15 protein-coding genes are annotated in these 12137 nt (G+C 45.3%); 2 read left to right on the forward strand and 13 right to left on the reverse strand.

Annotated elements, in window-relative coordinates:
- The first annotated feature begins 163 nt into the window (after positions 1-163).
- A complete protein-coding gene (locus LBK75_11680; GenBank protein MDR1158938.1) occupies positions 164-1462 on the forward strand; it encodes a DNRLRE domain-containing protein in 1299 nt (432 codons plus the stop codon).
- A 121-nt stretch (positions 1463-1583) separates the two neighbouring features.
- Here the strand turns inward: LBK75_11680 and LBK75_11685 are convergent, their stop codons facing one another.
- The 9 genes from LBK75_11685 to LBK75_11725 form a co-directional block, all read right to left on the reverse strand.
- Complete coding sequence (locus LBK75_11685) at positions 1584-2252, reverse strand: hypothetical protein (protein ID MDR1158939.1); 669 nt, start codon at positions 2250-2252, stop codon at positions 1584-1586.
- Positions 2253-2308: 56 nt separating this feature from the next.
- Positions 2309-2773 carry a hypothetical protein gene (locus LBK75_11690; protein MDR1158940.1) on the reverse strand — a complete coding sequence of 155 codons (465 nt, stop codon included), beginning with the start codon at positions 2771-2773 and terminating at the stop codon, positions 2309-2311.
- Positions 2770-3099, reverse strand: a complete 330-nt coding sequence (locus LBK75_11695) for a hypothetical protein (protein ID MDR1158941.1) — start codon at positions 3097-3099, stop codon at positions 2770-2772. The genes LBK75_11690 and LBK75_11695 overlap by 4 nt, the downstream gene beginning before the upstream one ends.
- A gap of 154 nt (positions 3100-3253) precedes the next feature.
- On the reverse strand, positions 3254-3907 hold the full coding sequence (locus LBK75_11700; GenBank protein ID MDR1158942.1) for a Fic family protein: 654 nt from the start codon (positions 3905-3907) through the stop codon (positions 3254-3256).
- Positions 3904-4365: a hypothetical protein gene (locus LBK75_11705; GenBank protein ID MDR1158943.1), complete on the reverse strand. Its 462-nt coding sequence runs from the start codon at positions 4363-4365 to the stop codon at positions 3904-3906. The genes LBK75_11700 and LBK75_11705 overlap by 4 nt, the downstream gene beginning before the upstream one ends.
- A 53-nt stretch (positions 4366-4418) precedes the next feature.
- Positions 4419-4658 (reverse strand): type II toxin-antitoxin system YafQ family toxin, encoded by a 240-nt coding sequence (locus LBK75_11710; protein ID MDR1158944.1) that lies wholly within the window; start codon positions 4656-4658, stop codon positions 4419-4421.
- Positions 4659-4940 carry a type II toxin-antitoxin system RelB/DinJ family antitoxin gene (locus LBK75_11715; protein MDR1158945.1) on the reverse strand — a complete coding sequence of 94 codons (282 nt, stop codon included), beginning with the start codon at positions 4938-4940 and terminating at the stop codon, positions 4659-4661.
- A gap of 181 nt (positions 4941-5121) precedes the next feature.
- On the reverse strand, positions 5122-6144 hold the full coding sequence (locus LBK75_11720; protein MDR1158946.1) for a hypothetical protein: 1023 nt from the start codon (positions 6142-6144) through the stop codon (positions 5122-5124).
- A 128-nt stretch (positions 6145-6272) separates the two neighbouring features.
- Positions 6273-6773, reverse strand: a complete 501-nt coding sequence (locus LBK75_11725) for a hypothetical protein (protein MDR1158947.1) — start codon at positions 6771-6773, stop codon at positions 6273-6275.
- A 24-nt stretch (positions 6774-6797) separates the two neighbouring features.
- On the opposite strand from LBK75_11725, the gene LBK75_11730 reads away from it, so the two are divergent.
- Positions 6798-7079: a hypothetical protein gene (locus LBK75_11730; protein ID MDR1158948.1), complete on the forward strand. Its 282-nt coding sequence runs from the start codon at positions 6798-6800 to the stop codon at positions 7077-7079.
- Between the two features lie 199 nt (positions 7080-7278).
- Here the strand turns inward: LBK75_11730 and LBK75_11735 are convergent, their stop codons facing one another.
- The 4 genes from LBK75_11735 to LBK75_11750 form a co-directional block, all read right to left on the reverse strand.
- Positions 7279-8043 carry a hypothetical protein gene (locus LBK75_11735; GenBank protein MDR1158949.1) on the reverse strand — a complete coding sequence of 255 codons (765 nt, stop codon included), beginning with the start codon at positions 8041-8043 and terminating at the stop codon, positions 7279-7281.
- An 81-nt stretch (positions 8044-8124) separates the two neighbouring features.
- The gene (locus LBK75_11740) at positions 8125-8841 is read right to left on the reverse strand and encodes a hypothetical protein (GenBank protein ID MDR1158950.1); all 717 of its coding nucleotides are present in this window, start codon (positions 8839-8841) and stop codon (positions 8125-8127) included.
- Between the two features lie 28 nt (positions 8842-8869).
- A complete protein-coding gene (locus LBK75_11745; protein ID MDR1158951.1) occupies positions 8870-9484 on the reverse strand; it encodes a hypothetical protein in 615 nt (204 codons plus the stop codon).
- 934 nt (positions 9485-10418) lie between these two features.
- Positions 10419-11645: a S1 family peptidase gene (locus tag LBK75_11750; protein MDR1158952.1), complete on the reverse strand. Its 1227-nt coding sequence runs from the start codon at positions 11643-11645 to the stop codon at positions 10419-10421.
- Positions 11646-12137: the final 492 nt, after the last annotated feature.

A 12137-nucleotide genomic window follows, 5' to 3' on the forward strand; every position in this document is an offset into this window, starting at 1 on the left:
TCGATCTTCGGCAGGCACACTTCTGGCATCTGGACCATGAATAAAATGAATGAGAACGGTTACAGTAATGAAAAGTCTCTGCTTGCTGCGATTACATCAATCTGTCACGCAGGCGTGTCGTTAGCAATAGGGCTGTAGACTATAACAAAATCCGGAGGACATTGTGCTGAAACGAATGCTTTTACTGCTGATTATCACCATCATAGCCGGTGGTATTTCTGCCTGCTCCGAAAACGAGGGCGCCGAGCAATCGCCACAACCCTCTGCAGAAATAGATTCGAGCGGGCAAGAGAAATCTTACGAAAATCTTACGACAGAAGTTTGGCGCGCTGCCGACAATACGATCAGCACATGGTTTACCGATGGCACATCGGGGGAAAGCAACGGATTTGAATTGGACAATATGACGTTACTTGTCGGTAAAAATGCCGACGGCAAGGATATTGTTTCGTTGTTGCGCCTGCCCCTTAAAGCAACATGGACTGTCAATGAAATCAGCGAAGCGCGGCTTTTCTTAAGAGTTATCAGAGGTGAGGCGCCCGCTTTCGTCAATGCATGTCTGATAACGCAAATCTGGAATGACAATGAACAGGCTGACATGCTCTCTGGCGTGATAAACAAAACAGCCGCCAAAAAGCTTGAAGTTCAAGCGGAATCCGGTGGCTGGATCAGCATTCCCGTGACAGATTATATAAAAGGCTGGATGAACGGCGAAGCACAAAACTACGGATTGGCAATATTTGGAATATATGATGATGAAGAATTTGTTGTTGTCTCCGGCTATGGTGAAGAGGATGATGATTATCCTTATTTCAAAGTAAGCGGCGCCATTGGACAGCGCGATCTGACATTTGGTAAATTTGGCTATACAGAAACGCCGCTGCCAAGTGCTTTGGAGGACGAAGGCGACAACTGCCTTTCGTACGCTTTGCGGGATACAAATATGATTCTTATCTCTGACCTTGACGCCGACCTCAATAAAATGAGTCAAATATATACGACATCGGGAGAGGATGCCGTTGCGGATTATGTCGCGAAGAGTGTTGAAAACTACGTGAAGGCACATAGGGAAACGTTACAGATTTCCCATTTTAGAAGGCTCAATGATTTCGACTCAGAGATTGACAATCGGGCGGAATATCGGATTGCTTTGCGTGTAGGCTGTAAACCCATAGACGGAGTTGCGGATTTTACTGAAAGAGGTCAGTTTGACTATCACTTTTGGCTGCAGCTTAACGACGGACGTTGGGCACAGAAATTTCCACTGGATCACTCGGAGATTATCCCATACACCGCCCCTGGCCTTTCCCCCGGCAAGTATGATTGGGATTCCGCGTCTCAATGGCTCCCCAAGTTCAAAAATTTTTACACGAGCAAAGTGATATATTTCGCTGTTACCAAGGACACGGATAAATTTACGGAGCATAAATCCGCGGACAATTACCCAGCAATAAGCTACTGAAAAACCGCCAAGCAGGAATCACCTCTGATATTCGTTGTCTCTGGTGTAGCTACAACCGCCGAAGAACTATCTGTGGCCGATAACTCCAAGACGCTTGAATGGCTGAAGTCCCATTTGTAGTTCAGATAAATTTCCATTCTTTCCGATCAGTCCTCACAAAGGAAACCATATCTTTTTCAAAGAATGACGTCAGCTCTTTTTCTACTTTGTCTAACGCTTCGTTTGTGTCCATTTCGACAACAATCCTATTGTTTTGCACATCGACCCACTGTGTATGTCTGCCCTGATATCCATGCTTTGAGAAGATTTCAATTAACCGGTCATTCGCCTCAAGCAAATCGCCATAACTGTATGCAACGCTCTTAATAACGACAGAAAAAGTCTTTCCTGTCAGCGTCGAAAGAGTCCCAAATTTTGAATTGTTCATTTTTTCCATCATGGCAAGGGATTTTGACCCAGCGACATAACAGAGTACGAGTTCGCTCCTGTCATTCTCATTGAGATACATATCGCCGTATTCATTGTCTACATAAGCGTTGTAATCTTCTGCATGAAATCCCTCAAGAACAAGTCCGCTCGGGGTTTCAGACTGTGCCGACTTGATGCGGGTCAACAGTTTTATATCACCATAAGCAGCCGCAAGCGCAGAAAACACTTCTTCCTCAGACAGATAGCCGCCATCATCCGCATATGTCTCTGGCAGCATACTCCCCTTTTCTCCGACAGCTGATGTCACCAACCCCAGCACGAGTACACACAGACACAAAAAAACCGGCATCACTCTCTTCATAAAATATAACCATCCTTCTTTTAATAGGCTAGGGGCCAATCAAGAGAGATTATTTGTTATACTGAGCGCTCTGGATAACCATTCGGATGCCAGCTCTTTCCTGTTGCGAGAGCCGCTGATCCCACTTTTGCTGTGTATAAAAACACACGATAGTTAGTCCATGCTTTGATTTCCCAATATTTCCCTGATTGAATGTCCGCTGCATATGTGGAGGTCTTCTTGTATTCTCTTCCAATTGTAAACCCCATCGATCCTGAAACAGCCGCTTTGACTTCGGCGACATTGTACAGGGTTCCTCCTACACTGGCAGAAGCCGTCATGCTGGTATTCCAGTTGGCTATAGAATTCGTCTCGTATACCTGTGAAAATGAAGCTGGACCGTCAATGACATATCTCTCATACTCGTCAATATATTTACCATCATAGCAGTCTATTTTTGTGACTGAAATGCCCAATATAACTGTTGTTTGAAAGCATGCAGGTGCTTCATTGCCTTCTTCGATGGTCCTGTAGACTATCACACAGTCTGGCAATTCTCCGCGTTCATTGCATTTAACATCACCACTGTCGACAAGTTCCTGAAGGAGCACAGGGTCAGTAATCTTGCTGAGGATTTCAAGGCGGCTGCCGTTGCTTCTATACGCTCTTCACTTGTAATATTTTCGGTGCCCTTGCCCAACGCAAAGGGCACGTCATTGTTGTCGCTACTGATAGACTGCCCATCCTCAAACGCCATAACACTTGACGTAAGCGCCAGACACATACACAGGACAAGAATAAGACTCATAATCTTTCTGAACATAATATGTACCTTTCTTTTCTTCCGAACTTTGATTTTACCAAACAAAACAGATGCCTATTCCTCCCTTACAGTGGCATTATGAAGGAAATTGCATATTCCTTCATAAGCTCAATTCCTCTTTAAAAACTTTATATAAATTACGTCAACCAGTGTTTGCATGTCGTATCCGCGCTTTTGGCAGCGTTTGTAGTCTTTTTTGTCAGCGTTCACGCTCCGTACGATCAAGCTCCAACTTCCTGCGGAACGCCTGCTGCTCTTGCGGCGTGGTGGGGGATGTGACGCGCCTGAACATCTCGTTCATCTTGGCGTATTCCTTGTCAAACGACAACACGCTTGCCTCAATCATTTCCTTGCCGCTTACGCCTGAGAAGTCCACGCAGTATCCGGCACTTTGGGCAAGGTACTCAATGAAGATGCGCTGCGTCCTGCCGTTTCCCTCGCGGAACGGGTGCAGGACGTTTATCTCGCTCAGATAGTAGGTCAATCGCTCCGGCATTTCTCCCGCCGCCGTGTCAAGGAGAAAGTTCTCATTTTTTAGCCTGCCAAAGATGTCCTCGGCATAGCCGGGGATGGCATGGCTCATGCAAAACGGGTTGCCTTTTGAGATATTGACGGTGCGCGGCTTGCCCGCCCAATCGAAAATATCACGGAAGATGGCTCGGTGGATGGCGCAGAGGTGCTTGAAGTCGAGTTTGCCGCACACGGGTTTATCCATTATTCCCGCAACGGTTGCGGCTGTTATCTCTCGCTCGGCTACGGCAAGCGCTGCCCCGTCCGTGATTCCGATTTTGTTTTTCAGCACGGACGAGTTGGGATAGCAGTATCTGCTGTCCCAACTCGTATTCGTAATCATATGTGCTCATAGGCTGTTTCTCTTCTTGGGCTGTGCTTCTGAATCAGTTCCTGCACAGTTTTCTCGACAGTCTTCCTGCCCTCAAAAATATCTCTCAGACGGCTCTTGTCCTCGTCGGTAAGGGGCATACCCTCCATCGCCATCGTCGCGTTTACCTCGCGTATCTTCTGCTCCGTATCTCGCATAACGCACCTGCTTTCTGATTTTAATGATTGCCCGCCTTGAGCGGCTTCAAAGGATTCCCTGCTTTTACTGACAATACGCCGTGCGGCGTCCATAACGTCCTTATCGGGCGTTTCCTGCCCTTGCTCTGCATGAGCGAACGTCGTCAGCAGATAGCTTGGCGCATTGTTCCGCATTATCACCACCGCGCCTGCGTCATCAGCCAGACGCACCACGCGGGAAAAGTTCCTGTTTGCGTCAGTCAGGGAAACGATGTTGTTTGTGTCTACCTTCATGCTTTCATCTCGCCATATATTATACACCCAGTAGGCAAAATACAACCTATTTTTTATCTGGCGCAGCTTCTTTCTTTTAGCTTCGTTCGTGGCAAGCCGAATCGGTCACAAAGATGGTCATTGTAATCCTTGCCGGAGGGCGGCGGCTTGTTGTCCGGCAATGGGTGTTCTTTAAGCCGTGGCGACAACGGAACCTCGTTTTCTACGTCAACCAGCGTCTGCATGTCGTATCCGCGCTTTTGGCAGCGTTTGTAGTCTTTTTTGAATTGCGCGACGTAAACGAGCGTTCTCATTTACTGCTCACTCATTTCTCTGACAAAATCGGCGACGGAAGCCGTCTGTTTCGGTATTCTCCCGCTTCTCATGTCTGCAATTTCACGCAGAGCCGTTATCGTTTCCACATTGGGACGGTTTAAGGAGATTTCAAACGGGATTTTTCCCTGTCGTACCGACTGACGGACAAAAACATTGAACGCAGTCGTCATATTCATGCCAAGCTCGGAAAACAGGCTTTCCGCTTGCTCTTTCAGTTCACGCTCCATGCGGATGCTTAAATTGATTGTATCGGCGTTCACGCAACCAACCCCTTTCACTATTGGTACACGTATTGTAGTACAAAATATGTGCTGTGTCAATATCCCGTACTCAAAAATTACTTAACAGAGGTGATCCCCCTCGGTCCCGCAACGCTCAAGCTGGCGGCGAAGGCCACCGCGTCCGCTCTGGCGGACGAGAACGAACTAAGGCGCGGGCGGCCTAGTAGGCTGTGTCATCTAAAAACCCCGCTGATTGGTAATCTTTTGCTCTGTCATCAAATACAACGACTTCTCCAGAATTGACGTCAATACGTTGTAAATCTCCGCTTCCAGCGCTTGACGCACAGAACAAATATGTGTCTGCATAACCTACTATAGGAAAGTTTGTGGTAGCAAGTTCTCTTGTTTTGCTTGTTGAAAAAGAAAAGCAAAATGTTTGTGTATAGGTTTCTTGAGCGACGGTAGAATAGAAAATTTCATTCTGTGTAAGAATAACATTATAAATATTTTGGGCAGAAAATAAAATCTTTTCATTCTTTCCATCGAGATCGCATTGAATCATTGTATAATCTTTATAACCAATCACTCGTTCATCGTCCATAATCTGAAGTACTTCCATATCAAAAGGCCCATATTCAACAATTGTTTGTGCAATGAAATCGTATATTTGGGGGTTCCCATTTCTGTCAAAAAATTGTATATTCCCTTGAAATTGGTTCAGTCTTTCCCAATGCACATTATCGGCAATAATATTGTGATCATTTTGGATAAGATCACAGGCATTTAAAGTGTATGTATTCTCGGTTGTATCTTCTGTAATATAAAAGAGTATGTTATCGATAATTAAACATTCAGCTACAGTTTTATCGTCAATACCCGGAAGGGTTTCCGCTATTTTTGTTGAAATATCATACCTCAATAAATGATATTTCGTATCGATAAAATACAATTTATTTGAATGAACATTTAATCCATGACTAAAATCAGGATAAATCAACTTTGGGGATGCACCGCCTTGAATTTTGCTGAATAGACCTTGATAAAGATATTCAATCAATTCATTTTCATCATTATCAGAGAGAACAAAAGATTTAAATAAAACCTCATCTCCCAATGCGTTGACAAAAGATGAAAAGGGATTTCTTCCTAAAGAATAATTGTAATCTGTATCGGCGGTATCCCTTCTTGAACATGATGATAAAATCATCACCAGCAATAAAATTGAAGCACAGTATCTCAACATAAAACATTCTCCATTCTAGTGCACTGTATCGTTGACAAGCAGGCAAAATTATTTTATTAACGACGACTGTCCGCCTTCAAAAATCATTCTCCCCTCGCCTTAGGCGGGGGGGGGGGGGATGATTGATTCTATGGCCTGTCGATCTGTAACTCAAAACCGAAGTACGCCAGATATGTCTTCAACAAGGCATCCCTGTCGTGAGCAATGGACGAAGGGAGGATATCCCGGATGTAGTCGTCCTCGTCATAGTCTTTCATGCGCTCCAACAAACCTGGGTACCCTTCGCACATTTTGGCTAAGTACGGGATGTCACCCTTGCCGTCGCCCGAAGGCGGTATTTCAAGAATTTCGGTGCAATGATATGGCCAATAATTGTATTCTTCGTCCTCCCATCCGCACTCGGCCACTTTAAAACGGATTGGCCAGCCAACGCCCATTCTGCTTCCATCATACGCCGGATCTGTGCGGAGCCTGCCGAGACGAATGTCTTCCGTGAGACCACAATAATCCGCCACAGCCATCCGGCAAAGATAGTATATATCTCCATCTTCAGCTTCCCAGCTTTCTACAATGCGCAAGGAGGGGATGAGTAGGTCATTGCCCAGCGCCCGCGCATCTCGACCTCTCATGGAATAATAGGTTACCGCTGTGCGGTGCAAAAAGGCATCCAGCTCCCACTGCGCAGTAATGGGTTCTGGAACTCCTCCAGTGAAGACATCATACATGGGCAGGGGCAAATGGCAGGCACAACCGAAACGTCGCCTGAATCACCGGAGAGAGAAACCGGCTCGGGAGAGCTGGATTCGGATTCGGAAGAGTCAGGGGTAACCGACACTCCAGATAACATCGGTGCACAGGCTGCCAAAGAAGATACTAAACAGACGATCAGCGACAATGCCCACAGCCTTTTGAATTTTGTAGAACACGCGCAGTGAAAACGCACAAACTTAACAACATATTCAATGAATGAACAAGCTTCCATTTCATAATATCCTCGTCAATTCTTGTTTTGTCGCCACATACTCAAGCGGCATTGATCACATCTAAAAGCCACTGAAAAGCCGCCAACCAGAAATCATCTCTGATATTCTAATGTCCCAGGTTGTCTCTGGTATAGCTACAACCGCCGAAAAACTATCTGTAGCCGATAACTCTAAGGCGCTCTAATTCCAACTGTTCTAATGCGGCGGAAGCTTCTTTGACTTGCGCCTCCAACCGATCGATGATCGATTGATCATACTCCAATCCCGCCAACTCAACTTTCTCATAGTATCCATCCAAAGCCAACAATTGGCTTTCCAAAAATTCCTTTTTCGCGGCATACACTTCTAAAAATGCAGGCCCGTCGTCCAAACTGCCAAAATCCATCTTTATTTCATGAATCACGCCTTCATCTTTCTCATCATACGCAACAAAAACGATCTGATAGAAAACATAGTGATATGGTTCTTCAGACAAAGATGTCGATTTAAAAGTTATATGCGCGGCAGCATCTTCGGTAGACACGGAGTCAGACCAAGTCTCCCCGTCTCGGCTGACAGAAACGTCAACGATCACTCTTGTTTTTGGATCATCTATTTCTTTGTCCACAGACAGATCAATCGCGTAAAACCCCTCATCAACTTCTATTCGCCTCGACGTATATACCCCCAACTTTGCGTAATTGCCATAGTACTCGTTTTTATGCTGTGAAGCCTTGTTAACAGCGGCAATCGACAAGACATGATTGCCGTACTCTACATTGGAAACATATATCGCCGCGTCATTTAGAAAATCCGAACGATAGACCAACGCGCTGGATCTGATAACGCTGACTGGGACAGAAATCGCGGAACCTGTGCCCACAAGCAAAAAACTAACCACGAGTACAAACACAAAAATTGATACTTTCCTTTTCATGAATTTCACCTCTTTCATCTGCAGTACTTTGGGTTGAATGGAACCTCAAAACGCACACTGCCTGAGAAGAAGCCACACCTTTCAAGACGCTTGAATGGTTGAAGTCTCATTTATTGTGGCGGTAAATTTCCATTTTTTCTGATCAGCCCTCACAAAGAAAAGCATGTCTTTTTCAAAGAACGGTATCAACTCTTTTTCCACCTTGTCTAATGCTTCACTTGTGCCCATTTCGATAGCGATTCTATTGTTCCGCACATCGATCCCCCATGAATAGATGTCTTCATATTCATGCTTTGAGAGTATTTTTGAAATTATTTCAATTAGACGATCATTTGCCTCAAGCAAATCGCCATAACTATAGGTAACGCTCTTAATAACGAGAGAAAAAGTCTTCCCCGTCAGCGTCGAAAGAGTCCTGAATTTTGAATTGTTCATTTTTTCCATCATGGCAAGGGATTTTGATCCAGCGACATAACAGAGCACGAGTTCGCTCCTGTCATGCTCATTGAGATACATGCCGCCGTATTCATTGTCCATATAAACGTTGTAATCTTCTGCATGAAACCCCTCAAGAACAGGTCCGCTTGGGGTTTCAGACTGTGCCGACTTGATGCGGGTCAACAGTTTTATATCACCATAAGCAGCCGCAAGCGCAGAAAACACTTCTTCCTCAGACAGATAGCCGCCATCATCCGCAGATGTCTCTGGCAACCTACTTTCCCTTTCTCCAGCAGCAGATGTTGTCAATCCCAACATGAGTATACACAGACACAAAAAAACTGACGTCACTTTCTTCACAAGACATAACCATCTTTCTTTTAATAGGTTAGGAACCAATCAAGAGATCAGGGCTCATAAGTTCTGCGTTTTTAAAGACAATCGCCGGCGAGTCAATCACCGCTTCCCTGTACAGCGTAACTTTTTCTTCATCCAGAGAAAAGATAGCCACCTTTACACAGTTTTCGATGATATTTATATTGACCGCCATCACTTGAAATGTCGTGAGGTTTCCATCTTTACTTTTCTTTTGTCCGCTCATATTTTCCGGCCTTGACAAGAGTTTTTCAAGATTACATAACGTGTAGTAAGAATACTCCGCCTTCTGAAATACAATCAAATCTTCAGTTTCCTCTGAGACGGAAAGAAGTTCGCGTTTGGCCCTCGTCAACTCCTCGGGCAATGCGGGGGCCAGAAGAAGGATGATTTTCCCATGCACTTCGCTCCAATAACCGCCGGCAAACACTCCATCATAATCTGTCTGGCTGGACGGTGGGATGCCATCAGTTTCCGAAAATAGAGGGATGCCATACTGGATCGTCAGGCGTTTAAAGACCAAAGAAGCTCGCTCTTGCAAACTGATGATCTCTTCTTGATGCAGAATCTTTTGATCTATCTCCGCCAACGGATGTTCGAGCTCTTCCTTTTCCCCAAAAGCGTTCAACCCCAAAAATGCCTCCTTGTCTGTGTATCCCGCACACCCATGCACTGCACCCCAAAGCGCTATGATACATGTCAATACAACAAGATGTAAAAAACGTCTCAAAGGCCCTCACTCCCGTGTGTAAAAAATTTTTTACACAAATACATGCCTCGGCTATCAAAGCCTCGCTCACTGCTGACCGGCGACTTATTCCGCCATCGCTACCACCTCGCGCGTCAAGCTGGCGCGCAGAAAACCCCTTATTGCTGCCTTCAGAGCGCTTAATCCGGACGCATCCGGCTGTGGAGCGCATCGGATTCGGCCACAAGCCGCGTGGTATCCGGACAAGGTCCGGCCCCTCAAGATTAAGATATAATGATTTGGTTCAGATGTCAAGAAGAATCGAACCGCCACATCACGATGGATGCAAATCGCAGGTTGTGCCACTTGCCGCCATTCAGCCACGCGTGTACAACTTCTTCAGTCAGGACCATCTTTTTCGCCTGTGGGACTGCGGCCGGATACAACCGCGCCCGAATGTCCGCATTGGATTTTTTCTTGAGGTGCCGGCTGTGTTGCCCGGACGCCACGCGATTCGTTGATCCCTTTTGCTTAACTTTACACCCGCTTCTTACAAACTACAGGCTCCCACACAGTCTGTTCCCTTGTGTCTCTTCTTTGATGATTATACCTCTTCGCTACCGCTATGCGCGCCTGTACTTGATGCTTACGAGATAAACACAGCAAAAAAGTGGTGAAATTTTTTCTTACCACTTTTTTGCTGTGTTTATCTATGCTTTTATTTACTTCGCGCATAACTGCGGCGCACGCCGCTCGATTATGAGCGACTTAGTCAAGTAAAAAAGCCGCCAAAATGGCAACTTTTTTACAAAAACCTGCTGTTTTTCTCAGCTGCGTTACTTCACCTATGACCTAACCGTCTGAACGATTGTGATTAGCCAAACGCATTTATTATACGACTTCCTTTCACCAGCATTGTCCCTGTCGAACCATCTGATGATCTATTAATTCCAACAATAAGATTTGTCCTTCCTCCATCGGCAGTCCCACCGATGGCGCCACCTCCGCTATCACCAGGTTGAACGCCTTTATCGACCCAAATATTATCAGTATAAGTAACTCCATCAATTTCAAACATTCCATTTGTTGAAAGTACTTCTGCAAAACTAATAGTGCCAGACACAAATCCGCGCAAAGTAATATACGCCCCTATTGCTGGGAGAGTCGAACTTATCTCATCTGATCTTGTACCCGTATAACTATTGCCACTACTTAACACGATATATGATGCATCATTGGTTGTCGAAAATACTCGATCTGTTATAGATCCAATCTGCGAACCTCCAGTCTGCCCCGTGTATATTGCATTGCCATTGCTATATCCATGAGCACATGTAATAACACCATAATTCCCTTTGGTATAACTATACATTCGACCAGCAGGCGTACTTGCGCTGGCAGGACCATGAATAGCTGAAGTCCCATTTATAGTGGCAGTAAATTTCCACTCTCTTCGATCAGTCCTCACAAAGGAAACCATATCTTTTTCAAAGAATGGTGTCAGCTCTTTTTCCACTTTTTCCAACGTTTCCTTTGCGTCCATCTCGACAACTACCCTATTATTGCGCACATCAACCCACTGTGTATGTCTACCCTTATATCCATGCCTTGAGAACATTTCAATTAGCCGATCATTCGCCTCAAGCAAATCATCATAACTATATGCAACACTCTTAATAGCAATCGAAAAAGTCTTTCCTGTCAGCGTCGAAAGAGTCCTGAATTTTGAATTATTCATTCTTTCCATCATGGCAAGGGATTTTGACCCAGCGACATAACAGAGCACGAGTTCACTCCTGTCATTCTCATTGAGATACATGCCGCCGTATTCATTGTCCATATAAACGTTGTAATCCTCTGCATGAAACCCCTCAAGAACAAGTCCGCTTGGAGTTTCAGACTGTGCCGACTTGATGCGGGTCAACAGTTTTATATCACCATAAGTAGCTGCAATCGCAGAAAACACTTCTTCCTCAGACAGATAGCCACCCTCATCCGTATATGCCTCTGGCAACTTACTCTCCCTTTCTCCAGCAGCAGACGCTGCCAATCCCAACACGAATATGCATAGGCACAAAAAAACTGACATCACTCTCTTCATAAAACATAACCATCCTTCTTTATTAAGATTTGAATTCAACTTCTCCGAATCCGTGACAGCAACTTTATAAACAAGATTCAACTCCTTATAGCAACTGGCATTGAAGGTGTTTCTACAGTTATCTCATCACGGATCCAGCTTCTTAACACATCATATCGCTACACAACAAACACTTCCCGAACAGGGCAACATTGTATGCCAATGTGTTCCACGCATCTCCCCTTTCATACAGTATTGAGCCCTTTCTCCACCCCAAGCCTATCGCTCGCCAGGCGGCCCCTCTTCGGTGAATACGTTCACCTATTCATCGCAAAACATCCCCAGCCGCACCTACGCCGCTGCAGCGAGACTGTATTCCGTAATATTTTCCACTGCTCCATTTCTCGTCACGGCAACCTCCGCGTGTACGCGATACGTATATCCAGACACGACGGCATAAATCTTGGAAACAGAACAGATGGTGCCGTTCGCGCTTTCAGTGGGCCATGTCTT

It is taken from the genome of Oscillospiraceae bacterium (genome assembly GCA_031265355.1).
GTDB lineage: Bacteria > Bacillota > Clostridia > Oscillospirales > UBA929 > JAIRTA01.

Coding starts and splice junctions, on each gene's coding strand:
- LBK75_11700 (MDR1158942.1), bottom strand. CDS start 3,907: ATGATTACGAATACGAGTTGGGACAGCAGATACTGCTATCCCAACTCG.
- LBK75_11710 (MDR1158944.1), bottom strand. CDS start 4,658: ATGAGAACGCTCGTTTACGTCGCGCAATTCAAAAAAGACTACAAACGC.
- LBK75_11720 (MDR1158946.1), bottom strand. CDS start 6,144: ATGTTGAGATACTGTGCTTCAATTTTATTGCTGGTGATGATTTTATCA.
- LBK75_11735 (MDR1158949.1), bottom strand. CDS start 8,043: ATGAAAAGGAAAGTATCAATTTTTGTGTTTGTACTCGTGGTTAGTTTT.
- LBK75_11685 (MDR1158939.1), bottom strand. CDS start 2,252: ATGAAGAGAGTGATGCCGGTTTTTTTGTGTCTGTGTGTACTCGTGCTG.
- LBK75_11725 (MDR1158947.1), bottom strand. CDS start 6,773: ATGAGAGGTCGAGATGCGCGGGCGCTGGGCAATGACCTACTCATCCCC.
- LBK75_11705 (MDR1158943.1), bottom strand. CDS start 4,365: ATGAAGGTAGACACAAACAACATCGTTTCCCTGACTGACGCAAACAGG.
- LBK75_11750 (MDR1158952.1), bottom strand. CDS start 11,645: ATGAAGAGAGTGATGTCAGTTTTTTTGTGCCTATGCATATTCGTGTTG.